The 26,464-nt window shown below is 50.6% G+C and carries 23 protein-coding genes and 3 riboswitches; of the genes, 19 read left to right on the forward strand and 4 right to left on the reverse strand.

Annotated elements, in window-relative coordinates; all coding sequences use genetic code 11:
• Positions 1 to 87 precede the first annotated feature (87 nt).
• Positions 88 to 193: riboswitch (glycine riboswitch) on the reverse strand.
• Positions 194 to 196: 3 nt separating this feature from the next.
• A riboswitch (glycine riboswitch) is annotated at positions 197 to 299 on the reverse strand.
• A gap of 185 nt (positions 300 to 484) precedes the next feature.
• Positions 485 to 607: riboswitch (glycine riboswitch) on the forward strand.
• A gap of 169 nt (positions 608 to 776) precedes the next feature.
• On the forward strand, positions 777 to 1,166 hold the full coding sequence (gene gcvH, locus AC3RCL_RS12800; protein WP_036660848.1) for a glycine cleavage system protein GcvH: 390 nt from the start codon (positions 777 to 779) through the stop codon (positions 1,164 to 1,166).
• Positions 1,167 to 1,282: 116 nt separating this feature from the next.
• On the opposite strand, the gene AC3RCL_RS12805 is transcribed toward gcvH, so the two are convergent.
• Entirely contained in the window at positions 1,283 to 2,200 is a 918-nt protein-coding gene (locus tag AC3RCL_RS12805; RefSeq protein WP_096774153.1) for a DMT family transporter, read from the reverse strand.
• 101 nt (positions 2,201 to 2,301) lie between these two features.
• Between AC3RCL_RS12805 and AC3RCL_RS12810 the strand changes: the two genes are divergently transcribed.
• The 6 genes from AC3RCL_RS12810 to AC3RCL_RS12835 all read left to right on the forward strand — a co-directional run bounded on the left by AC3RCL_RS12810 (position 2,302) and on the right by AC3RCL_RS12835 (position 11,836).
• On the forward strand, positions 2,302 to 3,750 hold the full coding sequence (locus tag AC3RCL_RS12810) for an aminotransferase-like domain-containing protein (RefSeq protein WP_492535589.1): 1,449 nt from the start codon (positions 2,302 to 2,304) through the stop codon (positions 3,748 to 3,750).
• A gap of 171 nt (positions 3,751 to 3,921) precedes the next feature.
• Positions 3,922 to 5,109, forward strand: a complete 1,188-nt coding sequence (locus AC3RCL_RS12815) for an NAD(P)/FAD-dependent oxidoreductase (protein ID WP_492535591.1) — start codon at positions 3,922 to 3,924, stop codon at positions 5,107 to 5,109.
• Between the two features lie 38 nt (positions 5,110 to 5,147).
• Positions 5,148 to 6,008, forward strand: coding sequence for an RNA polymerase sigma-70 factor (locus AC3RCL_RS12820; protein ID WP_492535593.1), 861 nt, complete (start codon positions 5,148 to 5,150; stop codon positions 6,006 to 6,008).
• 250 nt (positions 6,009 to 6,258) lie between these two features.
• On the forward strand, positions 6,259 to 8,328 hold the full coding sequence (locus AC3RCL_RS12825) for a catalase (protein WP_192571552.1): 2,070 nt from the start codon (positions 6,259 to 6,261) through the stop codon (positions 8,326 to 8,328).
• Between the two features lie 253 nt (positions 8,329 to 8,581).
• A complete protein-coding gene (locus tag AC3RCL_RS12830) occupies positions 8,582 to 9,868 on the forward strand; it encodes a histidine--tRNA ligase (RefSeq protein ID WP_492535595.1) in 1,287 nt (428 codons plus the stop codon).
• A gap of 180 nt (positions 9,869 to 10,048) precedes the next feature.
• The gene (locus tag AC3RCL_RS12835; protein WP_492535597.1) at positions 10,049 to 11,836 is read left to right on the forward strand and encodes an ABC transporter substrate-binding protein; all 1,788 of its coding nucleotides are present in this window, start codon (positions 10,049 to 10,051) and stop codon (positions 11,834 to 11,836) included.
• Between the two features lie 414 nt (positions 11,837 to 12,250).
• Here the strand turns inward: AC3RCL_RS12835 and AC3RCL_RS12840 are convergent, their stop codons facing one another.
• Positions 12,251 to 13,174 (reverse strand): cation diffusion facilitator family transporter, encoded by a 924-nt coding sequence (locus AC3RCL_RS12840; RefSeq protein ID WP_096774145.1) that lies wholly within the window; start codon positions 13,172 to 13,174, stop codon positions 12,251 to 12,253.
• Between the two features lie 252 nt (positions 13,175 to 13,426).
• Here AC3RCL_RS12840 and AC3RCL_RS12845 point away from each other — a divergent pair, with 252 nt between their 5' ends.
• Positions 13,427 to 14,530 carry a threonine aldolase family protein gene (locus tag AC3RCL_RS12845; RefSeq protein WP_492535599.1) on the forward strand — a complete coding sequence of 368 codons (1,104 nt, stop codon included), beginning with the start codon at positions 13,427 to 13,429 and terminating at the stop codon, positions 14,528 to 14,530.
• 42 nt (positions 14,531 to 14,572) lie between these two features.
• Here the strand turns inward: AC3RCL_RS12845 and AC3RCL_RS12850 are convergent, their stop codons facing one another.
• Positions 14,573 to 14,986 carry a hypothetical protein gene (locus AC3RCL_RS12850; RefSeq protein ID WP_096774143.1) on the reverse strand — a complete coding sequence of 138 codons (414 nt, stop codon included), beginning with the start codon at positions 14,984 to 14,986 and terminating at the stop codon, positions 14,573 to 14,575.
• 248 nt (positions 14,987 to 15,234) lie between these two features.
• Positions 15,235 to 16,515, reverse strand: a complete 1,281-nt coding sequence (locus AC3RCL_RS12855; RefSeq protein WP_492535601.1) for an XRE family transcriptional regulator — start codon at positions 16,513 to 16,515, stop codon at positions 15,235 to 15,237.
• A 452-nt stretch (positions 16,516 to 16,967) separates the two neighbouring features.
• Here AC3RCL_RS12855 and AC3RCL_RS12860 point away from each other — a divergent pair, with 452 nt between their 5' ends.
• From AC3RCL_RS12860 to AC3RCL_RS12910, 11 genes are all read left to right on the forward strand, one after another.
• A complete protein-coding gene (locus tag AC3RCL_RS12860) occupies positions 16,968 to 17,750 on the forward strand; it encodes a TetR/AcrR family transcriptional regulator (RefSeq protein ID WP_492535603.1) in 783 nt (260 codons plus the stop codon).
• 26 nt (positions 17,751 to 17,776) lie between these two features.
• Positions 17,777 to 18,523 (forward strand): type I methionyl aminopeptidase, encoded by a 747-nt coding sequence (map, locus tag AC3RCL_RS12865; RefSeq protein ID WP_452515517.1) that lies wholly within the window; start codon positions 17,777 to 17,779, stop codon positions 18,521 to 18,523.
• A 343-nt stretch (positions 18,524 to 18,866) separates the two neighbouring features.
• Positions 18,867 to 19,142, forward strand: a complete 276-nt coding sequence (locus AC3RCL_RS12870) for a CD3324 family protein (RefSeq protein ID WP_015735839.1) — start codon at positions 18,867 to 18,869, stop codon at positions 19,140 to 19,142.
• 161 nt (positions 19,143 to 19,303) lie between these two features.
• Positions 19,304 to 20,035, forward strand: coding sequence for a class I SAM-dependent methyltransferase (locus AC3RCL_RS12875; RefSeq protein ID WP_492536334.1), 732 nt, complete (start codon positions 19,304 to 19,306; stop codon positions 20,033 to 20,035).
• Between the two features lie 190 nt (positions 20,036 to 20,225).
• Complete coding sequence (locus AC3RCL_RS12880) at positions 20,226 to 20,738, forward strand: GNAT family N-acetyltransferase (protein WP_036660828.1); 513 nt, start codon at positions 20,226 to 20,228, stop codon at positions 20,736 to 20,738.
• Between the two features lie 51 nt (positions 20,739 to 20,789).
• Positions 20,790 to 21,230, forward strand: a complete 441-nt coding sequence (locus AC3RCL_RS12885) for a hypothetical protein (RefSeq protein WP_486047193.1) — start codon at positions 20,790 to 20,792, stop codon at positions 21,228 to 21,230.
• Between the two features lie 84 nt (positions 21,231 to 21,314).
• Positions 21,315 to 21,689: a VOC family protein gene (locus AC3RCL_RS12890; protein ID WP_492535606.1), complete on the forward strand. Its 375-nt coding sequence runs from the start codon at positions 21,315 to 21,317 to the stop codon at positions 21,687 to 21,689.
• Positions 21,690 to 21,719: 30 nt separating this feature from the next.
• Positions 21,720 to 22,346 (forward strand): histidine phosphatase family protein, encoded by a 627-nt coding sequence (locus AC3RCL_RS12895; protein WP_213578949.1) that lies wholly within the window; start codon positions 21,720 to 21,722, stop codon positions 22,344 to 22,346.
• A gap of 289 nt (positions 22,347 to 22,635) precedes the next feature.
• Positions 22,636 to 24,879 (forward strand): stalk domain-containing protein, encoded by a 2,244-nt coding sequence (locus tag AC3RCL_RS12900; protein ID WP_492535608.1) that lies wholly within the window; start codon positions 22,636 to 22,638, stop codon positions 24,877 to 24,879.
• A gap of 357 nt (positions 24,880 to 25,236) precedes the next feature.
• Positions 25,237 to 25,890, forward strand: coding sequence for a type A chloramphenicol O-acetyltransferase (catA, locus tag AC3RCL_RS12905; protein ID WP_277746153.1), 654 nt, complete (start codon positions 25,237 to 25,239; stop codon positions 25,888 to 25,890).
• 240 nt (positions 25,891 to 26,130) lie between these two features.
• Positions 26,131 to 26,460 carry a four-helix bundle copper-binding protein gene (locus AC3RCL_RS12910; protein ID WP_015735831.1) on the forward strand — a complete coding sequence of 110 codons (330 nt, stop codon included), beginning with the start codon at positions 26,131 to 26,133 and terminating at the stop codon, positions 26,458 to 26,460.
• The last annotated feature ends 4 nt before the right edge of the window (positions 26,461 to 26,464 follow it).

The following is a 26,464-nucleotide window of genomic DNA, read 5'->3' on the forward strand; positions in this document are numbered from 1 at the left end:
ATGGTCTATCGGGGAAACACCAAAAAAGGACAGACAGAAGGATAACAAGCCGTGCTCAAAAAGCCCGCTCGTTGCGTAATCCTTCTGCTCTGTCCTTTGTACCTGAGAGTTACCCCACATGTCATGTTAGTGTTGTGTCAAGCGTGTGTGAGTTTCCCCGTGGGTGATTCCTTAATCAGAATTCTCTCCAGAGGTGCGTCCGGTAAAGGTCCTTTTGCCTGAGAGATTCACCGTGTGATCCGGCTTACTCCTTCGGCGCTACCTGTCAGTCTGTCGGTAATCTCTCCCAATACCATCATCCGCGTGAAACATATTGAGTTGTCATCTTCCTACGTTCTTGTGATTATTATAAACGTGCCTCTCCATAAAGTGTCAACCTTTATTTCATCAAAAATTTGTTCATGTTTAAAATTTTTGTTAGAAATCTTGACATCGACTCGTCCCTGTTTTATTCTGTGGGAGAATAAGCCAACCGAATATGCGAATGACGATGGATGGGAGAGACCGCTAACGAGTTGGGGATAACCCGAGCGGCACCGAAGGAGCAAACCGTTATGCCTGCCGGGCTGACGAGTAATCTCTCAGGTAAACGAACCGCCATCCGACGCAGCTCTGGAGAGTGCGCAAGCCACCCAAGGGGAAAGATCGAACCGTTAAGAGGCGGCCGATCACAAACTCTCAGGTACCGAGGACAGAGAGAAGGCGAAAGCCTTTTTTCGCGTCCTTTTTTTCATTCACCTTAATTTCATTTTTTAAGAAAAGAGGAGTATTCGAAAATGAGCGAAATCAGAGAGAATTTGGTGTACAGCGACGATCATGAATGGGCATTGAGGGTTGATGGGAATGTGGTGCGCGTCGGTATTTCCGATCATGCGCAGTGCCAGCTGGGCGATATCGTATTCGTAGAGCTTCCCGAGACGGGCGCTGCGGTTTCCGCAGGCGATAGCATCGGCACCATTGAGTCGGTCAAAACCGTTTCGGAGCTGTATTCCCCTGTTTCCGGAACCATTACGAAAGTGAATACCTCCTTGGAAGACCAGCCTGAGCTTGTGAACGGAGAGCCGTATGAAGGCGGATGGATTATGGAGGTAGAGGTGGAAGGCGATCTGGACGAAGCGCTAGGCAAACTGCTGACCGCGGATGCTTATCGTGCCAAAGTGGATTAGGAATCGTAACATAACAATAGGAACGAACGCATAGCATAACGGCTGCGACACGTAACGAGAATTACGGGTCGCAGCCGTTTCCGTTTGTCCATTCATTCGGGGAACCATGCCACGCTTTATCCTGAGCTTGATGCCATGCGGCGCGACATGAAACGTGTCCGGAGCTCAGGCAGATTCACGATCAGAATCCCGCCGATAATGAACAAACTGCCTAGGACCGAATAAAGTGAAATCGTTTCGCCGTACAGAAATGCACCGAGTCCCAGCGCGATGATCGGCGACACGAAGAGCCAGGTGGACGGGAAAAAGGCATTCGTCGCTTTTAGCAGCCAGGCATACAGGCTATGGCCCAGCATCGAGCCGACGATTGTCAAATATAAGACGGATCCTATGGCCGGCATCGTTGTCAGCCCAGTCCATTGCCCGCGTTCACTGAACAAGGATAGAAGCAATAAAGCCAAGCCCCCATGCATCATCTGCACCGCATTGATCGTAATCGGCGAGATATCCGGCATGTCAAAGGACAGTTTGCGGGTAGCAAGCGAGCCCACGCTGTAACCGATTTCGCCTATAAGGATGACCATGCAGCTCAGAATCCAGATGAGGTCGCTCCCGATCGCCAGCTTGGGCATGATGAGCACGCACACGCCCGCAAATCCGACCGCGCAGCCCCAGTAATCGCTGCGCCGGGCTTTCTTCCGCATGACAACGGATTGAATCATCAGGATCATCATGGGGCCCGTAGCCGACAGAATGGCGGCAATGCCAGAAGCTACATGCTGCTCGGCCCAATACAGCGTCGCAAACGTCAGAAACGTGCTGGTCATCCCGATCAGAAGGAATTCCTTGCGCAAGAGCAGGCTCGGTTTTGCCTTGCGCTGCAATATCATCCACAGGAAGATGAAGGCGCCCGCCAGAAGAAATCGAAGCCCCGCCGAGAGAAAAGGCGGCAGCCCAGCCTCCACGCCGATTTTGATCGCGAGAAACGTGGTGCTGAAAATGGCGCACATTAATAAGTAGTTAAAAATAATCATGCTGCATCCTCCTTTTTCTATACTATAATAGGTAGTTAATAGAACAGACTTGGGTCTGATAGAACAGATACGCCTGCAAATAGGTCAGGGGGAAAGAACGGATGAAGCTTTCGATGATGGATGAAAAGGCAGGAAAAGGGTCATTGCAGCAGCTGGTTTACGACACCATTAAAAAAGGCATTGCAACAGGGGAGTGGAAGGAGTCTGACAAGCTGCCGTCGGTTAGGGTCATGGCGGAGCGTTTGAAGGTTCATCGATTAACGGTGTTGAAGGCTTATCAGCAGCTGTTAGAGGATGGCATCGTGGAAGTGAAATATAAATCAGGGTATTTTGTGGCGAGTAAGGCAGAAGACGTTTCGGCGGAACCCCTTGCATTCAGCCCGCCTTGGGAATATCAGGCCAGATCGCTGTACGTCAATCGCAGCCGCTTGTCCGACATTCACAGGCATCAGGTCGATTACCAGATGTCGGAAGCGCTCATCGATCCTGCGCTGCTGCCGAATGCATTCTTGTCCAACCACGTCAAACAAGTGTTTGACATGTATCCGAAGGTATTAAGCACTTATTCTTCGGTGTCCGGAGATTTGGAGCTGCGCGAGGAAATGGCCCGGTATTTCATGGAGAAGCAGGGCATAGCGGTTCATCCGGAAGAACTGCTGATTACGACGGGATCCCAGCAAGCGATTGATCTGATTTCGCGTTCGCTCGTCAAAAGCGGAGATGCTGTATTGATCGAACGGCCGACATACAGCCCGGCGATTGATGTTTTTGTTCAGCAAAATGTCAGTCTGCTCCCCATCGAGATTACGCCGCAAGGATACGACCTGGAACATATCGAATATATGATGCGGACGGAGAAGCCGAAGCTGTTCTACATGAACCCGACGTTTCAAAACCCGACAGGATATACGGTACCGGTAACGCAGCGCAAGGCGCTGGTTGAACTAGCCGAACGATATGAATGCATTCTGGTGGAGGATGAGGTTTATCACGACATTTATTTTGGAGATCCGCCGCCGCTGCCCTTTTTTTATTACGATACCGAGGGTTACGTCATTCATATTCGAAGCTTCAGCAAATACGTTGCCCCTGGCCTGCGGATATCGGTCCTGGCCGCACGTCCGGAGCTGATGAAGGTAATCGTACCGGTCAAGGCGCTTTCGGACAACGGTACGCCCTTGTTGACGCAAAAGATTTTTCAGCATTATTTCTTCTCCAGCAGGCTGCAGGAGCATGTGGCCAAGCTTCGGATTGCGCTGGAGCTTCGAAAAGTGAGGATGGAGAACCTGCTGGCGGCTACGGATTGGAGCTGGAGCAGCCCGGGAGGCGGCTTGAATCTATGGGTACGGCTGCCGGAAACGATCAACGTGGATGCGTTATTGCAGCAATGCCTGGCGGAATCGGTAGCGTTTGTTCCTGGACGGATATGCGATCCGCTGGATCGGATGGAATCGTGGATCAGGCTTAGTTACTCTTATATCAGCGAAGTTCAGCTGGATGAGGGAATACGTCGCCTCGTCGAGATATCGGGCCGTGTGAAGCTGAATTAGCGGACATATTGGCATGATTTTAAGGATGAATCGGACAGCAAAGAGAGTTTTTATGGGGCTTGCTGATGAAGAGCAGCCGGTTTCCTTAAAAAAGGTTGGCGGTCATGTCACAAAAGCAGCCCCCTCCTCGTGTTATGTGCAAATCGCATAAACCAAAGGAGATGGGTTGTATTGATAAAGGATTTCACATGCGTTGTCGTAGGGGGAGGCTTTGCCGGCATACATGCCCTCAAAGCCATTCATAAAGGCTGCCAGAAAGGGCTGAACGGAAGAAAGCTAAGATTGTTCCTTATCGATCAAGGTTCCGCCCATGTGCGGAAAGTGCTTTTATTCCGCCCTGCCGTAAGTGGGGAAAGCATAACCGTCCCGTGGGAACAGGTCATGCCGGAAGGCACCCGCTTCATACAGGGCAGGGTGACTAACATTGACAAGGAGAGCAAGCTGCTGAGCTTGGAAGACGGCAGAGGGCAGGAGCATAGGATGGAGTATGATGTCCTTGTGATGGCGATTGGAAGCGTCGTGCGTCAGGCAGCACCGGAACAAGGCGGCATATCGCTGACAGGCATGGAAGCGGCGGAACGTATCCGGGAACGCTGGCAGTCCAATCTTAGGCTTGCAGCAGCAGAAACGGATGCGCAGGAGAAGCAGCGGCTGATGAGTATTGCCGTAGCCGGTGCAGGCATTACCGGAATCGAGACGTCGGCCGAGCTGATTCATGCGATGCGGGCTGAGGCGGATAAGCTACGTTTAGACCCGGAACATATTCGGGTGCATCTGTTCAATGCCCAGGATCGCTTGTTCCTCGAAGGGCCTGCCAAAGTAGGGAAACAGCTTGAACGATATCTAACCGAGCTTGGCATAGTCCTTCATCAGGGGAGAAGAGCGCTTAAGGAGGAACAGGGGCAGCTTCATTTTCTTGAAGGAGCTCCCATCCCTGTCGGCCTTACGGTGTGGACGCTTGGTCTGGCTCCGAATCCTGCCCTGCTTAGCCTGGGGCTGCCCGTGACGGCGGACGGGCAGATCGTTGTGGATGAAAGCTACCGTGTCAAGGATGCGCCGGGAATATACGGCATTGGCGATTGCGCGCATGTGGTCGATCCCGCAAGCGGTGCCGCAGACCGGATGACATGCAAGGAAGCGATTCCGCAAGCGGCGCGGCTTGGCGGCATCGTGCAGGCGGATGTAACCGGAACCCCAGCCGCCAAGCACAGGAGCGTAAATGAAGGGTATACGGTTGGATTGGGACCCGGACACGGCCTGGTGTGGTCACGTGCCTGGGGAATGGATCTGATGATCACAGGAAAGCTGGCTTACAAGGTCAAATCGTTCATGTGGAATTATTCCAGCATGGTTCGTTAGATAAGGGACGATCCTGCTTGAAAGGATGAAAAGACGGTATGTTAGAGCTGTATGAACAGTATAAGGGTCTTCTGTTTCATCTGGCGTATCAAATGACCGGAACGGTTACGGATGCAGAGGATGCGGTACAGGATGTGTTCGTGAAGGTCCAAAGCCTTCCCATCGGACAAATACGGGAGCCCAAAGCCTATTTGTGCAAAATGGTGACGAATCGCTGTCTCGACGAGATCAAGTCAGCCAGAAATCGGAGAGAGCAGTATTTCGGTCCTTGGCTTCCCGAGCCGATTCCGGAATCCTATGGCGAGACCTATGAGACCGTCGAGAACCAAGAGCTGCTCTCTTATGCCATGCTGGTTCTGCTCGAACGGCTGTCTCCCTCGGAGCGGGCCGTATTCGTCCTGCGGGAAGCGCTGGGATTCGATTACCCGGAAATCGCCGGGCTGATCGATAAAACCGAGGCCAACTGCCGCAAGCTCATGAGCAGGGCAAGAGGAAAAATGGGGATCACGGAGGAAGACCTGATTGGCGTAGGGTCCGTTGAGGAGGAATGGGTAAACCGATTCTTCACGGCCCTGTCCGAGGGAAACGCCGAACATGTCCTGTCCCTGCTGGCGGACGATGCCGTTCTTCTGTCCGACGGCGGCGGTAAAGTGATCGCGGCGGCAAGGCCGGTCGAAACCCGGGAGCGGGTTGCCCATTTTCTTAGCGGCATTCTGCGCCAAGCACTGCTGGAGGATGGTGTTGCGCCGGAGATCGAGGTCAGGGAATTGAACCATCAAACCGGGGTTGTTTTCCGGCAAGCCGGGAACGTAACGGGCGTCGTTTTCTTCAATATCCGGAATGGATTGCTGCAGGATATCTATATCGTGAGAAATCCGGATAAACTGACAGGGATTTAAGCCATTACAGTTTACATTGCGGCCGACCTTTTGAAGAGGGAGGCTGCTTTTTTTATTGGCAAGGGAAAGACGTTGAATGTCCCGGCGCTAAGCCTGCAGCTCGATTGCATGAGCTTTTTATGAAGGTCGCATGAAACTGGATTCGTATTCCATATTGCAGGGTAATTAGATGTCGGGTCCGCAAGCGGACCTGTTACCAAGGGAAACACTTGTCAGAGACTCATCTACTACATACCAGGAGGTTCCGATCATGGACAATTCAAATTCCAATTCGAATGTCAACAACAGCAACAACAAGACGAGCAAGGACCAACAGCTGGAACAATTTACGGTAGACAATGACGGGAAGAACTTGACCACGAACCAGGGGCTTACGGTCTCTGAGGACGAGCATTCGCTTAAGGCCGGCGAACGCGGTCCGACGTTAATGGAGGACTTCCATTTCAGAGAGAAAATGACGCATTTCGACCATGAGCGAATTCCTGAGCGCATTGTGCATGCCCGCGGTTTTGGAGCCCATGGTTATTTTCAGTTATATGAATCGATGAAAGATTATACCAAAGCCAAATTCCTGCAGGATCCTTCCGTCGTGACGCCCGTATTTGTCCGGTTCTCGACGGTGGCGGGTTCCAGGGGCTCAGCCGATACCGTGCGGGACGTGCGCGGTTTCGCAACTAAATTTTATACGGAAGAGGGCAACTATGATCTGGTTGGCAACAACATGCCTGTATTCTTCGTACAGGATGCGATGAAGTTTCCCGATTTCGTTCACGCGGTAAAACCCGAGCCCCATAACGAGATTCCGCAGGCGCAGTCCGCTCACGATACGTTCTGGGATTTTGTAGCTAACAACACGGAAAGCGCGCACATGGTGATGTGGGCGATGTCCGACCGTTCGCTTCCGCGAAGCTTCCGAATGATGGAGGGCTTCGGCGTGCATACCTTCCGTTTCGTGAACGAGGAAGGAAAGGCGCATTTTGTGAAATTCCACTGGAAGCCCGTGCTGGGCACTCATTCTCTCGTGTGGGACGAAACGCAGAAGCTGGCAGGTAAGGATCCCGACTTTAACCGCCGCGACCTATGGGATGCCATCGACACGGGGAACTATCCGGAATTCGAATTTGGCGTTCAAATGATCGGGGAGGACGAGGAATTCAATTTTGATTTTGATATCCTCGATCCGACGAAGATATGGCCGGAAGAGATCATTCCGGTCAGAATCATCGGAAAAATGACGCTTAATCGCAATACGGATAATTTCTTTGCGGAGACGGAACAGATTGCATTCCATCCGGGTCATGTCGTGCCCGGCATCGATTTTACCAATGATCCGCTGCTGCAGGGACGTCTGTTCTCCTATACCGATACGCAGCTGTCCCGTCTGGGCGGGCCGAATTTCCATGAAATTCCGATTAATCGTCCAATTGCGCCGGTTCATAACAACCAACGGGACGGGATGCACCGCATGACCATCAATAAGGGGCCGGTCAGCTATCATAAGAACGGCATTGCGGGCAACACGCCCAAGCCCGTTCCAGCCGAACGAGGCGGCTACGAGCATTATACCGAGAAGGTAGAGGGTCGCAAGGTGCAAGCCCGAAGCGACAGCTTCAAGGATCACTTCAGCCAGGCGGCTTTGTTCTGGAACAGCATGTCCGAGGTGGAGAAGCAGCATATCGTATCCGCATTCCAGTTCGAGCTTGGCAAAGTGCAGCGGAAGGAGATCCGCCAGCAGATCGTCGACCTGTTTGCAAATGTGGACAGCGAACTCGCGACAAGAATTTCGGAAGGGTTAGGAACCATTCCTCCCCAAACCAGCGGCTCCGCTTCCAAAGACTCCTCTCCGGCTCTCAGCATGATGAACACCGTGAAGCTCCCGTTAACGCGCAAGGTAGCTGTGCTTGCAGGCAATGGATTCACGGACGAGCTTCCGTTCGTGCTTGCGCAGCTTCAGCAAGCCGGCATCATCACCGAAGTGGTCAGCCCGAAGCTTGGCGTCATTACAGGCAAATCCGGCGGAGAACTGGAAGTGAAACATTCGCTCCTGGGGGCGGATTCCGTGTTATTCGACGCGGTGCTTGTGGCGGGCGGGGCGCTAAGCGTGTCAGAGCTCCTGACGGAGCAGAAGGTGCTGGACTTCATCAAGGAAGCTTATCAGCATTTCAAACCGATCGCGGCCATCGCCGAAGGAATGAATCTGCTTCCGGCGGCGAGCGGTGAAGGGATCGTGGTCGCTCAAGAGAATGAGGATTCGAAGCTGTTCGGCCAAGCCTTCATTGATGCGATTGCGGCACATCGCCATTGGTCCCGAACCATCTAAGAGGAATTGCCCTTGAATATATAGATCAGCTGCGCTATAATTCCCCTTAATCAATGGCTCAAAGTGAAGGGGATTATGACATGAACAGCATCAAATCGAATCAACTTCATCATCACAAGCAGCGTTAGCACGCCTGTAAATCTACAGGGCGGGCTAACGCTGTTCGCGTTGGCCTCCCTGCCGCATACCAAGCGCGCGGGACCATGAGGTCCGGCGCGTTTTTTATTTTCTCGGAACGAAAGGATGAGCAGCGATGCAGAACGTAAAAGGGACATATGATTATTTTGGACAGGAACAGGCTGTAAGGAGAAAGGTGCAATCGACGCTACGCGAAGTGTTTGAATGTTACGATTTCGCGGAGATGGAGTCAACCATCCTGAATGAATTGGAGCTGCTGTCTTCCAAGTATGCTGGAGGAGAAGAAATACTCAAGGAGATGTATCATCTGACGGATCAGGGAGCGCGACAGCTGGGGTTGCGCTACGACCTGACAATACCGTTCGCCAAGGTGATCGCGCTGAACCCAGGCATCAGCCAGCCATTCAAGCGATATGAGATGGGGAAGGTATTTCGGGACGGCCCCGTCAAAAGGGGCAGATTGCGGGAGTTTCTGCAGTGCGACGTCGATGTGGTGGGGGTTGCGGGTCCGGAAGCGGAAGCGGAGCTGATGCAGCTCGCAGCCGAGGTGTTCCGAAGACTTGAAATTCCGATCGTCCTCAGGTGGAACAATCGTGGCTTTCTGGGTGAACTCCTGGGAGCTATGGGTGTACCGGCCGACCTAAGTTCATCCGTCATGTTGACACTGGATAAGCTGGACAAGATCGGGAGGGAAGGGGTTCGGAAAGAGCTCGCGGATAAGGTGATTGATCCGGAAATTTGCCGCAGCGTCCTGAGTTTCGTGGATCTCAAGGAACCGACGTTCGAGCAGATTACCAGAACATACAACCTGGAGCCGGGGCGGGGCGCGCGCGAAGTTCAAATCCTGCAAAGCCTGCTGCAGCGTGTCGGTTTGCAGGACGTCTGCGTATTTGATCCGTTTCTTTCCCGGGGCTTGTCGTTTTACACGGGAACCGTTTACGAAATTTATGACGCATCCCATGCTTTTCGATCAAGCCTGGGCGGCGGCGGCAGATATGACGCGATCATCGGGCAGCTTGTTGGACGGGAAGATATGGCATATCCGACGGTAGGGCTTTCGTTCGGCATGGAATCCATCATGGAGATGCTTCGGGACCGGGTGGTTGAAACGAACAGGCCACACGTTGTGGTCATCCCGATAGGAGAAGCTGTCCCGGAAGGATTGATGGCTGCTGCGGCACTTCGGAATCGCGGGATTCGTACCCGATTGGCTACCCAGCGGCGCAAATTGAAAAAGACCTTAGCCTCAGCTTCGGCGGAAGGCATCCCTTATGCCATTCTGATCGGCGAAGATGAAGCGGCGGCCGGCGTGCTTCGATTGAAGAACATGTCCGACGGCATGGAGCTTACATTAAAATTGAAGGAAGCGGAGGAGTTCATATGTCGGAACTTGATGGCTTGATATGAAACGAAGGGCTTCTGTGATGTAACAAGGATGTGCAGTTTAAGGCTAACGGTTTAGGGGGAATGGAGCCGTTCTTTTTTGAATATAATGGATTTCTACCGAAAAGGTACTCGCGCTCGAAACGATCTCCAAGTAGAATAAACGTATTGGATTTTACCAAGGGGGGAGCGGATCGCAATGCTGTACGAACAATTTTTCATGCTGCACCGGAAGCTTGCTGTTAACGCTCCAGTCCATACCGCTACGGAAGTGACGCTTGAGCAGATTGCCGACACGCTTTATTGCACGTCGCGCAACGCGAAGCTCGTTTTGCGCAAGCTCGAAGAGAAGGGCTGGATTCTGTGGAAAGCCGGACGCGGGCGAGGAAACCGGTCCAAGCTGACCTTTCAAGCGGATCAAGCAGAGCTGCTTCAGGAAGCGGCACAGCAGCTCGCGGAAAAAGGGGAATACAAGCAAGCCTTTGAGCTGCTTCGTACCTACGGACAAGGCATTCGGACCAACGACTCCTACGTGGAGTGGATGAACGGGCATTTTGGCTTTTGCAAGGAGATGAAGGAAGGGGAGGAAGAAGCCAGGGACTCGCTGCGGCTGCCGGTTTATCGGCTGATCGAAACCTTGGACCCCGCCGAGTGCTATTACAGTTTTCAAGCTCATATGATCCAGCAAATATTCGATCGATTGGTGGTATACGATAAAGCAAAGGATCAATACATGCCTGTGATTGCGCATCATTGGGAGAGCAGCGAGGATGGAACGAGCTGGACGTTTCATCTTCGTAAAGGGATTCTGTTCCATGACGGCAAGGAATTAACGGCAGAGGACGTGAAATTCACGGTGGAGCGCTTGGGTCAGGATCGACGGAATGCTTGGATCGTGCGAGAACTTCACAGCGTAGAGGCGGTGTCGCCCCGCGAGGTCCGTTTTATCCTGAATAAGCCGAATCGGATTTTCATCCGATTTCTCAGTTCCATATGCATGTCCATCGTGCCTAAACATCTGCTGATTCAGGATGAAGAACAGTTCTGGAGGCTTCCTGTCGGAACGGGGCCTTTCCAGGTGGAGGAATGGACCGAGGAAAGGCTGACCATTCATGCGAATGCCCACTATTATCAAGGGCGGCCGCATTTGGACAGCATCCAAATCATTATGATGCCGGAAGATGCCGAGCACTGCAACGTCAGTTGGGAGCGGCTGCTGCAGGATTCGGAGCAATTCGGTCATGGCGGCGACCATCATGCTGTGGATATCATAGAATCCTCCGAAGGCTGCACGACTTTGATTACATGGAATATGAAAAAACAGGGGCCGTTTCAATCCGTCGAATTTCGCCGCGCATTCAATCTGATCCTGAACCGTTCGGAGATGATCCGGGAGCTGGGCGACAATCGTCTTTATCCGGCCAGAGGGTTCATTATGGATGAACAAGCGCCTTACCGCAAAGACCGTTATGATCCCGAGTTCGCCAAGTCGCTGTTGAGGCAGTCGGGTTACGACGGTTCCCCCGTCATCATGGCAACGCTGGCCAATCATATCAAGGATGCCGAATGGATCCAGAATCAGTGTGCTTCCGTTGGGATTTCATTGATGATCCGGGAGATACGTATGGATACCATGCTGCATCCCGACGTGGTGAATAGTATGGACTGCATTTTGCACGGCCTAGTTCTTCCGGGCGAAGAAGTATGCATCATCGAGAATTACGAGCAGGAGGGCAGCATTGTCAAAGAGTTCCTGGATCCGTCCCTGCAGGATTGGGTAAAAGAATGCATCGATGACGCGCTTGCCAGCGAACGGTGCGAGGAGCGGTTGAGCATTTTATCGAACATCGAGGAGAGGCTGCGGGAGGAAGCGCATGTATCATTCCTGATTCATACGAGATTCTTCGCAAGTTTGCATCCTTCTTACAAGGGAGTCGTCATTAATAATCTGGGATGGCTGGATTTTAAGCAGATCTGGCGGGCGTGATTCCCGTAAAAAAGAGCAAGCGCGTACAACCGCGCTTGCTCTTTTGGCTTATAAGGATTTTGAATGGGTTTTTCGTGATCTCCGCTTTCGAAAGAACCCGTAAAGCTTATCGATAAGTCGACGATTCCTCGCATTTGACTCCGATTCACCAACGCCGATCTCATCATGAATAATGAATCTTCCTTGACGATCCAGTTCGTCCCAATGTGCTTGACGATATTCATTTAGCTTCTCCAGCGTATATATATCGTTATTCATGGCAACCTCCCTATCAGACATTCAGGATTTCGCGGTAACTTACGTAGAATGTCTTGATAGTCTCATTATGGAGGTCAACCGAGCTTGTAAAAAGTGTAAACCTCGGCAGCCGGATTTCCCCTTTTCATGAACGGAAGGACTACCGCAGGAACCAGATCACACTTTATATTCTTTATGAGCGATGGCGCTGTTCTCAATCTGGATGGTTGAATGCTCAATGTGGAATCGACTTTCCAGAAGATCAATCGCTTGTTGAAGGATCTCATAACCAGGCACGTCATCATTCACGACAAGATGGCAGCTCAAGGAGTCGAAATTGGACGTAATCGTCCAAATGTGGAGATCATGGATGCCCGTGACTCCCGGAATGGACAGCAGGGATTTCGTTACCTCATCAGGGTTAATCGCTGCAGGTGCACCCTCCATCAGGATATGAACGGTGTTCTGTATAATTCTCCAGGCGCTTTTCAGGATCAGGATCGAAACCAGAATGGAAATCATAGGATCTGCAATATACCATCCAAATGCAATCATGAGAATCCCGGCGACAATAGCACCTACGGAGCCAAGCGCATCGCCGATGACATGGAGGTAGGCGCTTCGCAGGTTCACATTGTTCTTCACGTCGCCCATCCGCATCAAGGACCATGCACTCAAAAGATTAGCCAACAAGCCGATGGATGCAATGAGCATCATGCTGCCGCTGGCAACGGCCGGCGGGTCATCAAAGCGTTGAATCGCCTCCCAGACGATAAAGCCGGCGATGACAAACAGGGCGACGCCATTTAATAGTGCTGCCAGTATTTCGAAACGGTAAAAGCCGTAGGTCTTGTTCGGCGATGAGGGCCTTGCGGCAAACCATAAAGCGACCAGACTGAGCAGCAAAGCGCTGGCATCGCTTAGCATATGGCCGGAATCGGATAACAGGGCCAGACTGTTGGTAAGCAAGCCTCCCACAAATTCTAGAATCATAATGCCGAGCGTGATGATCAGGGCGATGGCAAGACCTTTCTTATTCCCTGAGCGGGCGTGATCATGGTGACTGTGGTCATGACCGTGCTGGTGGTTGTGATGGTGCATAATCGAAAACTCCCTTCAGATAAACCCTAAGAATGTTGAACGAATGATTCAAAAAGCCGATTAAATTTTAATATGAACATATGCTCATATAAAATGTTATTTCAGACTGCTCCTGTTGTCAAGTTTTTCCGAAAAGTTAGGTCATCCAAATTATTTTTCACTTGCTCATTTATCTAGTATGCTTAAAGGGTGGTTCATTCAATGTAAAGAGAATAGGCTCAAAATCGATGGAACAAGGGGAGTTATTGCGACATGGGAGAACAGCGAAAATCGCTTGGCGAGGCTTACGGCGAAACAGCATACCCATTGATTGGCCATAGCCGCAGGAATGTTGAAGTGCTGCTCGAGGCATTTCGCAGCGCGGATGGGTCGCAGATGGGGGATACATACGGCAAGGGCGCCATCATCGAAGAGTTTCAGACGCGAATGGCAGAGGTTCTGGATAAGGAATCGGCGGTATTCTTTCCCAGCGGAACGATGGCGCAGCAGATTGCTTTGCGGATCTGGTGCGATGATGCGGATCTGAAGCGAGTGGCGTATCACCCGCTTTGCCATTTGGAGATTCACGAGGAGGACGGGCTTAAAGAGCTGCATCATATCGAGCCGATTCTGCTTGGCGATCAGGAGCGTTTGATTACGTTTGAGGACGTGCAGCGTTTGGATCGTGACATTGCATGTCTGCTTCTGGAATTGCCGCAGCGTGAAATCGGAGGGCAGCTGCCTGATTACGCGGAGTTGGAGGCCATTTCGGCCTATTGCCGTACTCAAGAGATCAAGCTGCATCTGGACGGGGCAAGATTGTTCGAGATTACACCGTATTATCAGAAAACGGCTGCAGAAATCTGTGCTCTTTTTGACAGCGTGTATGTATCTTTCTATAAAGGCATCGGCGGGATTGCCGGCGCCATTCTGGCCGGCGGGACCGATTTCACGGCAAAGTCCAAAGTGTGGAAGAGACGGCATGGCGGCGATCTGGTCAGTCTTTACCCGTATATTATCAGCTCAGATTATTATTATGCGGAAAGAATAGGCAGCATGGGCCGGTATTACGAAGAAGCCAAAGAGCTAGCAGCGATGTTCGGCCAGTGCCGAGGCGTGAAGACGAAGCCTGCCGTGCCCGTATCGAATATGTTCCATGTGTACTTTGAAATGGACAAGGAACAGCTGGAACCGATCCTGATTGATGTGTACCGTGCGACGGGGGTCGGATTGGTCGCTTATCTGAACGAGGCAGGGGAAGATCAGTGTTATTCGGAAGTCAACATCGGGGAGAGGTACGGCAAGACGCCAAAAGAGAGCATTCACGAAGCCTTCCGAATGTTGAACGAAAAATTGCAGGAAGCTGCAGGCATATAACAACAAAAAGGACCTGATTCAGGTCCTTTTTACGTGGCGCATTCAGCTTATCAGCCCCATATAGACCAGTTCCGATGGATTGGCTGGATGCTGAGCGAGGCCGATGGTATCACCGGCTCTCGGAATTTGCAGTTTCGATACGAGCGTTTCCAGCGTTTTGGTATATTGCTTTCCTCCGTTCTCGGTGACATCCAGTTCTAGGATGACGACGGGATCGAAATTGATCAGCTTTCCGGTATCCCGTATGGATCGTACGTTGGCGGTCGCCGTTAACGAAAGGGCGCCTGTCGCTGCCATCTGTGCCTGTTTCGCTTGCTCCAGACTTTGATTGATGGCGTGTCGATGTTCTTTCGGCACTAAACCCTTCATCATCATGCCCGTCAAACCTTTGTTCATCATTTGATCTGCTTTCTCCAGCGCATCCTGCGGACTTTTCTTTTTGCTAAACCATCCCATAATCGAGCACCTCGCTTAGATGAATTATTTATAATTCAATGTTAGCCTCGGTGAGCTGTGGCGACAATGGTTTCGCAAGGAAACAAAACTTCGGGCAATATGATGGAATGAACCTCTTCGTTTCGGAAAAACTTTTGCGGTATTCATAGGGTTCAATCAGGTTGATTCGGTTGCAAAGCCAATGAACGGTAAGTCATGATGAAAGTTTTGCGAATGAAGTTGGTCGTTTCGACCTTCTAACGCATGAATTATTTGTTTCGAAGCAGGTAGACCAGCTTTTTATAATAGGCGGTCGACTCCTTGTACTTCCTTGATTCCTCCGATACGGCCGCCAATGCTTCATATAAGGATTCTAGTCGCATGGTGAGCTGAGCGGATTCGTAATACGGCAGGCATTTCAGGGCATACTCCATAAATTCTTCATGGTGTCCATGAGCCAAGGCGAGCTGGCATTGATAAAAAAATGCGGACATCTCTTGATCCGTTGTCAGCTCCAACGATTGGAGCTCTTGCATGTACTGGGTTAATAGCCCCCATTGCTTTTGAGCCGCAGCCGACTCGCAGCGGTAAATCAATAGGATCGGACGGAATTGCTCCCGTACCTCCGCCGATTCCCGTTCGAGAAGTTCCGCAAAGCGCCGGATTTCTTCCTCCGCTTTTTCATGCTCTCCCTGCATCGTCAGCATGATGATCCGGTTGTTCATGATGGTGGATAACATATTTCCCTGGTTTACCGCATACACCAGATTGGCTTCCGCCATCGACAGGGTGACTAGCGCTTCCTGATACAATCCCATCGAGTAACAATAACCGCTGTAAGCGATGTACAGATCGGTCAAGCGGTGAAATAGCCGTTCTTCATAAACCCGTCGCATCGTTCCTTCAAACACCTGCTTGGCCTGGTCGTATAACTTCAAAAAAATGCTGGCCTCCATCTTGAAGTTTTGCGTGGTCAGCCATAAATCGGTCCCTTCCCGCACATATTCGCTTAACCGGTTCGCGTGGCTTAAAGCCTCATGATAACGGTTTTTGGACCGGTAGAATTGGATTTTGTAGAAAAGCATCGCTTTTTTCGCAGGCAGCGGGAGCTCGGCTTCATCGGGGCGCCCATACTTCTCGAGGTAAAAATTCAGATAGTTCTGGTGCAGGTAATCATGGGATACCGCATCATTCACTTGTTGGTAATAAACGGCTTTCATCAAAGCTACGGTGAGCTCCACCGTTAAACAGTCATGGCGATCCGGAAGATCGTGGATACGCTCTTCTGATAGAAGCGAAGCCGCTTGGGAAAGCTCTTCAAAAATGCGATTTGCGGTCTCCAGCGTATCTTGATCGGTGTTACCTGCCTTCACCAAGTAGGAAGGAGACACTTGAAGGCGCTGCGCCAGATGCCCGGCAAGGTCTTCGGGCAATGGATATCGTTCGGCAAGGATGTTCGCAAAGTGGGCAGTGGTCACGAATCCTTCAACCAGCTCTTTGCGGGATATTCCTTTCTTCTTGCACAAGTAGTCAATACGTTCTTTTAGCACGGTACAGGCTCCTTAATCATTGAATGGTTGGGAAGAGTATACCATGCTCGGTGTCCGCCGGCCGGAATGAACGTTTAAAAGAGGAGAAAGGTCCTAGTATTAAGATTCTGAAATAAAACGTGCTTTAGCCTCAGCCTGGGGATTAGCTGGATTTCCGGCCCGAAACGATCAATCGGTGCTTGGCCGGAAGAGTGTATGCGGGTGCGTAAAAGAGGGGAAATATCTAATGGTTGTTGGTGACCATGATTTGAGTTTTGGAACCGATTAAGGCCATGAGAAACGTTAGCGCAGCAATGTTCTAAACAGGTCCGCGCGTTTAAGGCTAACCTGTGGTCAAGCACCGATTTCTAGGCTGAACCGCAAATCCTCCAGCTATACTCTTGTTATTCGCAAGCTGATGTTTTATATTGACATAAGAGTAGGTCAAAAAACAAAAGAGGTGAACGGACGAGATGACTCCACGGACGAAGGAACAAAACGAAGAGATCCGGCTGCGGCGTCTGGCGCAAATCCGTAAAGCCGCTGCCGATGTGTTTTTGAATAAAGGGCCTTTACTGGAAATCCGCGATGTGGCTGCGCAGGCGGAACTCGGCTATGGAACGGTATACCATTATTACAGCAATAAGGGCGATTTGCTTCACGATCTGCTGTGGGACGCATTGGAGCGGGCCGGGAAATGGCTGGAGGTCCCGCTGAATGTCCCTCCGAAGGTCTCGCCGGATGCTCAACGGGAGGTCCCGCCAGAGATCCCGCGCGCATCTGCTTCGGGAGAGGCGCCTGTGGGCTGGCCTTTCGGCTTGGCTGCGGCGGCTGACATCGGCAATTCGGCTGCCGCGGATCCCCGCAGCGCAAGCCTCGAAACGGCTGCTGCCGCTGAGCTTGGCCCCGTCGCCGCCGCCGGCGTCCGGCTGCTGCAGCTTTGGGCGGAGGATCACGCCCTATTCCTGCTGCATAAGCTGGCCGGTGAGGGCTTTGCCGCGCTGCCTGAAGCGCGCTCGGCCCCGCTTACGACCGCCTTTCGCCGAGAGGTGCTTGTGCCGCTTGCCGCGCTGCTGGAAACCGGGCGGGCGGCGAACGAGGCTGCCGCTTCCGGCGCAAACGCGGCGGAGCCGCCGTATCGGCTGCAGCGCGCGGAAATGCTGCTGGCCGCCTTGGTCGGCTGCGCCTCGCTCTCGCTTCGCCGCGGAAAGCTGCACGAGGAGGCCAGGGATATCGTGCGGTTTTTAAAACTATAGAGCTGATAAGGAGCGAATAAACATAGATGATCATTTTAAAATCACCTAAGGAAATCGAAGAGATGAAGCCGGCGAGCCAAATCGTTGCGGACTGCTACCGCGAGGTGGCCAAACTGATCGAGCCCGGGATCACCACCCGGGAGATCAATGACTTTGTTGCCAGACACATCACCAAGCTGGGCGGCAAGCAGTTTACGAAAGGGTACAACGGTTTCCCCGCCGAAACCTGCACATCGGTCAACGATGTGGTGGCCCACGGCATTCCTTCGAACCGGGCGCTGATGGATGGGGACCTGCTGAAGCTCGACATTGTCGTGGAATACGGCGGATGGTTCGGCGATTCGTGCTGGTGCTATCCAGTGGGCAATATCCGGCCGGAGGCGCAAAACATAATGAAGGTGGCAAAGGAATGCCTGGATCTGGGGATCGCCCGGGCACTCCCAGGGGGCCGGCTTGGCGATATAACGTCGGCGATTCAACAGCATGCGGAAGCGAACGGGTTCTCGGTCGTGCGCGATCTGCTGGCGCACGGGATCGGACGGAGCCTGCACGAGGAGCCGAACTACGAGCATGTCGGCGTAGCCGGCAAAGGCATTCGGTTAAAGGAAGGCATGGTGTTTACGATTGAACCGATGATCAACGAAGGTACGTTCCGCATCACGATCGACGACGATCAGTGGACGGCGAGAACGGCCGACGGCAAGCTGTCGGCGCAATATGAGCATACGATCGCTATCACGAAGGATGGACCGCTGATTTTAACGGCCCAGTAAGCTTTTTTTACATTCGTTAGTCTACTAGGTTGCTGGGTAGGTGTGGGATCGGGAGAACTCGTCATCTCGTTATTCGAACCTGACACAAAGGAAATCGAATTTGTTACAATAGAGGGAAGCGTATGAACTTTGTATCATCCAATCGGGCGAGGTGAAAATGATGATGGCTCACGTTAGGAGCACGACCGTTCAAGTGGTTAAATCAGGCTCCGGGCAAAGCTGCACGGAAATAACGGGCAGAGAAATCGTTCGGAGCCTACTTCCAACATGAATTAGCCGCTGTTATATTTGTGCTGGCTTTGCTCACTATTTACACGATTCCATGTAGATAGGGGCAAGGAGTATGAAATACGAAAAAGCACAACATATTTTGCCGGAACACGTAATCAAAACCATTCAGCAGTATATTGATGGAAGTTATATTTATATTCCCAGAAAGTCGGAGAACCGCAAGGGCTGGGGAGAACAAACCGGAGCCAAGCGAGATCTGGACGAGCGGAATCGGAACATTTTCAAGTGTCATATGAAGGGCGATTCCATTCGTACCTTGTCTGAACGTTATTATTTAACGGAGCAATCGATACGAAGAATTATTCGGGCAGAACGAAGGAAAAGTTAGAATGCAGCGATATTTGAAGGATCGGTGGCGATCTTCAGATATCGCTTTTTTATGGGTGTTTGATCCTGTTTAAGGCAGAAACAAACATAAACTTGAGAACCACGCATGAAGAAAGTAAGTTTAGGAGAGATATTCTAGACCAAGGAAGTGCTATAACGGTGATGACGCAAAACATTTATGATGATGAAGGATTCTTTCAGGGTTACAGCCAATTAAGTCGTTCCGTTCATGGCTTGGACGGCGCTCCCGAGTGGGAAACGCTGCGATCGATGCTGCCGGATCTGAGCGGTGCCCGCGTTCTTGATTTAGGCTGCGGGTTCGGCTGGTTCAGCCGATGGGCAAGGGAGCATGGCGGCGCCGAGAAAGTGATCGGGGTTGACGTATCCGAGAATATGCTGGCACGGGGGAAGGCCGAAACGCAGGACTCCAACATCAGCTATATCAAAGCGGATCTGGAGACACTGGAGCTGGATTCTGAAAAGTATGATCTGGTGTATAGCTCGCTCGCATTTCATTATATTGAAAACTTGCAGGGCCTCTTAAAGGAAGTGCACCGTTCACTTAAGCCCGGCGGAAGCCTGGTATGCTCCGTCGAGCATCCGATATATACGGCTTCAAGCCGTCCCGAATGGATTCAGCATCCTAGCGGTCATCAAACCTGGCCGGTTGATCATTACCAGCAAGAAGGAGCGCGTACAACGAATTGGCTTGCCGAAGGCGTAATTAAGCAGCACCGGACGATGGGTACCTATCTCAATATGTTGATCGGGCTTGGCTTTACCATAACTCATGTTGAGGACTGGGGTCCTTCTGAGGCACAATTGGCGGCACATCCCGAATGGGAGGAAGAAGGTCACCGTCCGATGTTTATGCTGATGTCGGCCAGAAAGTAGCAGAGACCGAGTTTTTTGCTTAGCAACAGGGTTATTTGTGGTAAAAATCGGGCAGCGGCCGGGACATTCGTCTTGGCCGTTTTGATTTCATGCATCAATTGCTTCGGAATGATTTACCAAGTTAAGGAAAAGCATTAAAATAGAGGCTGACGGTACTCACCATACCAATACATAACAGCGAGGTAACCCTATGGACATTACATTGAAAGTTTTGGATAACGCAGACCTTAAACGTATTTGGAAAGAAACATTTGAACAGCAAAAGATACAACGCTCGGATGAGTATTATGATCGTTGTGAATTTGAAAACCAAATCGGCATACGCATCACGTTGTTGGCTTTTGTACAGGGTGAGCTGGCCGGCGTATCGCATTTGAAATATGAGTCGGCTTATCCGTATTTTCGGGATCAGAACATTCCGGAAATCAATGATCTGAACGTGTTTCCCGAGTATCGAAGAAACGGGATCGCCAATCGAATCATAGAAGAATTCGAGATCATCGTGAGCAAGAAACTGCCGCGTATCGGCATCGGGGTGGGATTATACAGAGACTATGGAGCGGCTCAAAGAATCTATGTACGGCGCGGTTATATTCCGGACGGCAACGGGATCATGTACAACAACGAACCTGTGGTGCCGGGCGACATGGTATGCGCGGATGATGATCTGAATTTGTATTTGATTAAAGAGCTGATTTCATAAAGCTGCCTGCCGCATATCGTCTACAGTTGAATGCGTGCAAGGAGAATGGAGATGAACTTCATCATTCGATTAAATATGGCGGCTGCTTTGTATGCACTGTTCCCTTTTGCCGGGATTGAACTGATGGTCAACGTGTACCGGATTGGCAGATTGACAGGGTGGGACCTGGATCACGTGAATGCGCTGACCTTAGTCTATTGCGTTGCTGGATTCATTCTGTCGGGTTGGGGGGTTCCGAAGCTGGTCCGATATTGGTTAAACGGTCGCAAAGCAAGTTTTTTTGCTCTAATTTTATGGATTCCCTATTTCATGATGCTGGTTTACATTACGGCTGCATGGTTCCCGATCACGAATCCGGCCGACAAACCCAGCCCTGTAACAGGACTCATTGCCATAGCGGGATTGGCGCTTTACCCATTCTACTTAGCGATTCTTCATCTGTTTGGCATCGCGTCAATTTCTGGGGATCCGGGAGAAGATCCGGTCACATGAGCGATCCGGGATATACGGGAAATGAAGGATAAGCAGTTTAGTCGTTACGAAGAGGGCTAGAACATGAGATAAGGAGATAGGACCATGAGTACAGGGTTTTCCCATTGCCTGCAAATCTTTCCGACATCTGATATCAAGAGGACAAGTCAATTTTATGAAGAAATCGGGTTCCGTGCCGTGAACTATCTTGATGCAGACGAACCGCATGTGTGCTTATACAGGGATTCCATTGAAATCGTATTAACGATGACAGACGTGGAGGTCGTGCCGAATCGAATCCGTTACGGTTACGGGTACGATGCCTATTTTGTTGCGTATGGACTACAAGAGATCGAGCAGGAGCTCATGGAATTGAACGTGAAGATTGTCAGACCGTTAACCATAACGGATTATAACAATCGTGAGCTTGTGTTTGAGGATGTGGACGGGCGCTGGATCGCCGTTGGCAAGAAACAATAATCACTGAAGGATGTAAGTGAGGGACTGCATATGGTTGAAATTCTAGTTGTCAGACATGGACAGTCGGAAGCGGATATTCTGAATCGGTGTGAAGGATGGGCGGATTATGCTTTAACAGACCTCGGTCAACAGCAAGCACGACTGCTGGCGGATTGGATTCATCATGCATATGCGTTGGATGCGATTTTTTCCAGCACGCTTCAGCGGGCCAAGCAGACCGCTATCATGATCGCCGAAACGACAAAAGTACCCGTTACCTATGATCCTGATTTGATGGAGCAAAATAATGGGGTTATCGCGGGTATGTTAAGGGAAGAGGCATTGATAAAGTACCCTCTGCCCCTGGGCGGAAGGAAGCGGCATGATGCCATTAAAGGCGGAGAATCTGAAGTGCAGCTCAGAGCAAGGGCCGAGCAATTCATGTCCAAGCTGTTTACTACCTTCGATAACGAACCCGAGTTGAAAAGCGTCTGCATTGTTTCTCACGGCGGGATGATCTCGATGTTATTTCGGAGCTTCTTGAATCTTCCTTATCATACCGACATTCATGTCCCGACAGGAGATACGGGTCTTCATCTGTGGAAATATGACCCGGCAAGCGGGAGAAAGGTTATTGCGGCTACGAATTTGCAGGAGCATCTGAACGTCGAACAATGAGCTCGGTTGATTACAATGCCTATATTGTATATTCCAAAATGATGATGAATCGGAACCTTAGGAAGGTTAATGGATTTATGAAATCTAGGAACATTTATATGAATTCTATCGTGTGACCAATTAGTCCCGTTTCAGCGTTGATGCTGTTTCGGGATTTTTTATAGGTTTTTAACAAAGTTCTACATCATCTTAAATATTATTCACAGTTCAGAGAAACTTTTTTACCAAAATTTACGTCTAATAGTATGACCTCATTAAAATATCAAAAAGGATTAGAAGGAGTTATGGAATGAAACTGAAGAAACGATCATTGCTAACCGTATTGGCTGTTGCCCAATTGGCCGCAGCTTATCCGGCGAGCGCGGATGCCAATGCCGCAGACCAAACGCAACCGTCAGTCACCCAAGAAGTGTATGAGCAAAATTCAGCGGCAACGAAATCACTAAAATCCGGGGGTACAAACGCTTCAGGCGCTGCTCAAGAGACATCCGATACGACAGAGACAGAAGGAACTCAAGCGCCGGATGAAGCAGGAACCACTGAAACAGGTACAACCGAAACAGGAACGACCGAAGTGCCGGTGGAGGAGTCCGGTGAAGTCCAAGATCCGGGAACGACTACGGTAGGGCAGGATAACCAGAATAACACGCCATCCGTGACGGGCAAGGAACTTATTCTTTATTTTAATAGCACGAAGATGGTTCAAGACGGCGTTACCTACAATGCACCGCAGCCGATGCAAGTCAAGAAGGGAGTATCCTATGTTCCCATCCGTGCCCTTGTGGATCGTGTAGGCTTCAAGGTCACTTACGATAAGAAGACCAAAGAAACGATTATCACTAAAGGAAGCAATGAGCTCCGCTTCAAAACGGACAGCAGCAAGTATACCGTCAACGGCGTAACCAAAACTATGAAAGGCACCTCTTACCAAACCAAGAGCACCTTCATGGTTCCGCTGACAGCCATCACGCAAGCGCTGGACATTCAATATAAAGTGGACAATGTTGGCAAGCGCGTCATCATGAGTCTGGAAAGCAAGCCGGTTGCCAAGTTTACGGTAGGACCTAAAGAGATCTTTGCAGGGCAGACTACAGTTACCTATACACCTCAGGTTGAGAATGTACAAGGTGAAATCATCGACGAGCGTTGGGAAGGCAAGCAAGATATATTTGATGCGCCAGGTCAATACATAGTCACTTACTCGGTTCAGGATTCGACGGGAGCTTGGAGTGAACCAAACAGCCAAACGATTACGGTCGTTCAGCCGAACCTTCCGCCTGTAGCCATGTTCGAGACCGACAAGATGGAATATAAAATGGGCGAGCTGATCACCTATACGGATCAAAGCTACGACGACCAGGACAAGAACGAGGACCTGACGTACAAGTGGGAGAACAAAGAGTATGCCTTCTTCTCGCCTGGCGTGTATACCATCAAGTTGACCGTCACCGATAAGAAGGGACTTAGCTCCTCCTACGAGACGACCATCAACGTAACGAACGAGACGTTGTATGAGCAAGACGACTTCAATATGCTGTTCATTCCGGAAGGAGAGAAATTCTCGTTCCTCGGCAATGTCACTTCGCGTCCGAAGATCAATTATGATTTTTACGACGAGCCAAGCACGCTGATCCGCAGTAACAGCCCGGAAACCGTAAACAGCGAGGGCATCGTGTATCAAGAGACAGCGGTAGGCGACATGCGCTTCATGATTCACCACGTGAACAATCTGAACAAAAACGTGAAGATGTACGTGATTGCAACTAACAAGAACAGTACTCCGGTAACGCTCAGACAAGATTACCTGGGATTTGCAGGTCCATCGCCGATCGCGACGGCAGCAGGCAAAAAGTCCGTGCTGAATTATTTCCAATCCATGCAGGACGATTCGAAGCGAACTTCCGTAACGCTTGCACCTGGCGAACAGAAGCTGGTCATGACGGAGCTGAGCGACATTCGAATGAAGCAGGGGCATGTCATTTCCCTGTACTCGGATATGTATAGCGACCTGCCGATCCAGTTCGACGTCGTAATGATTGACGAAAAATCCGATCCGTTGAAGGTGCTGAGCACGCTGCCGATCCTGGATCGCGATGGCGTTCATAACCGCGGCACCTATCCGGATTCGACGCGGATCATTCGTTATTCCGAGCTGGTGGGGGCAGAATCCCAGCGTCTCGTTCTTGGAGACAACCAGGATGACCCTAACCTGCAAGGCATGGATCCTATGGTTGGAGACATTACGCACAATACCGGCAACTTCGGGGTCCTGTATAAAATCACGCTGGATCGCGTAGCGCCGAATACCCTGATCTCGTTTAACCCGCGGGGCGGCAAGTACTCGGGTTATGCCATGATGAACGGAACGATCGTACCGATTTATTCCTTGGGCCAGGTATCCCCAGGAGAGCAAGCGGTTCTCTACCGTACAGGCGATTTTGAGCAAAAGGTTGAAATCATGCTGACGGCTGCGCCGGGAAGCAATTTGCCGGTAAACCTGCTGTTTACCCAATTGCCGGAAGTGATTCATTAAGATTGGAAGGATAAAGGCTTTGCGACTTGAGCTTCTGCTTGAGGAGCGAAGCCTTTTCTTTAGAGCGTATCCCGTCGACGAGACGCGCTGAGTTGAGTTCAAAGGTACATAAGCAGGCGGGAGCATGGATTGTCATTCTCTATTTTTTAAGAGCGTGATGATTTATAATAGGGACACAACACAATATGAGCGTTCAACACGGCCTTTTTCTATGATAGCGTGAAAGTCGTACGGGATTTTAGATGTAATCGTTGAGCTTGCTGACGGATATATAAAACTTTGGAGTGATGGCTTGTGGTTAAAGCGGTGTATGTACCCTCCTGAAATAGAACGATTTTATTTTAGGAGGGCAAATAAATGAATTTCCATACCATTGATATCGAGCGGTGGAACAGACTGCCGTATTTCGAGCATTACACAAACGTAAATCAATGCACCTACAGCATGACTGTCGACACGGATATCACGCTGTTGCTTCAAGCACTGAAGATTCGGGGGTATAAGCTTTACCCGGCTTTTATTTACATGGTGACCCGGGTTGTCAATGAACGCGCAGAATTCAAAACCTCGTATAGCCCAGGGGGGCAGCTGGGGTACTGGGATTCCATGACGCCAAGTTATACTTTTTTTCACAAGGATGATCATACCTTCTCCAGCTTATGGACTGAATTTGCGAACGATTTTGATCGATTCCATGATCTATATGAGCAGGACATGGAACGTTATCGGGATGTCAAAGGGATCTTCGTTAAGGAGAATCCACCGCCCAATACGTTTCCCATATCCATGATCCCCTGGGCAAGGTTTAGCGGGTTCAACCTGAATATTGCCCATGATAAAGAATATTTGCTGCCGATCATCACGGGCGGCAAATACGCCGAGCAGGGAGGGCGCATGCTGCTGCCGGTTTCAATGCAGGTGCACCATGCGGTGTGTGATGGTTACCATGCCAGCATGTTCTTTCAAGCTTTGCAAAAAATGGCGGATTCCTGTGAGGACTGGCTAAAATAATGGGATGTTCGATGAATGCCCAACTCGAAGTATATTAACGGGAAATGGTGCATTCATGGCATCATGAAAAAGGAGAGACGGCTGCTGCGCAGTCGTCTTTTTTAATCTAATCACACCTTTAAGCTCGACAACTCGATGCTCCAAAAAATCCTCATTGAATCTTCACAAGTTTTGGTTAATAACATACAACCTTGGTACAAGGTAATCCTATAATTGCTAAGACCGAAAGGAGAATGTTGTATGTCACACGAATCATTTCAAAAATGCATCGAGGAATGCTTGCGCTGTATGGTAGCTTGTAACCATTGTTACACCGCATGTTTGGAGGAGCAGGATGTTGCAATGATGAAGGAATGCATACGATTGGATCGACAGTGCGCGGATATATGTAATTTTGCGGCTCAGGCCATGTCCACGAACAGCATGTATGCCAGAGAAATATGCAGGATCTGTGCCGATGTTTGTGAAGCTTGCGGAAACGAGTGCAAGAAGCATGATGCTAAGCACTGTCAGGAATGTGCGGAAGCCTGCTTCAGATGTGCGAAGGCATGCCGGGAGATGGCGGCTTAAGCAG

Source organism: Paenibacillus sp. MT86 (assembly GCF_058792535.1).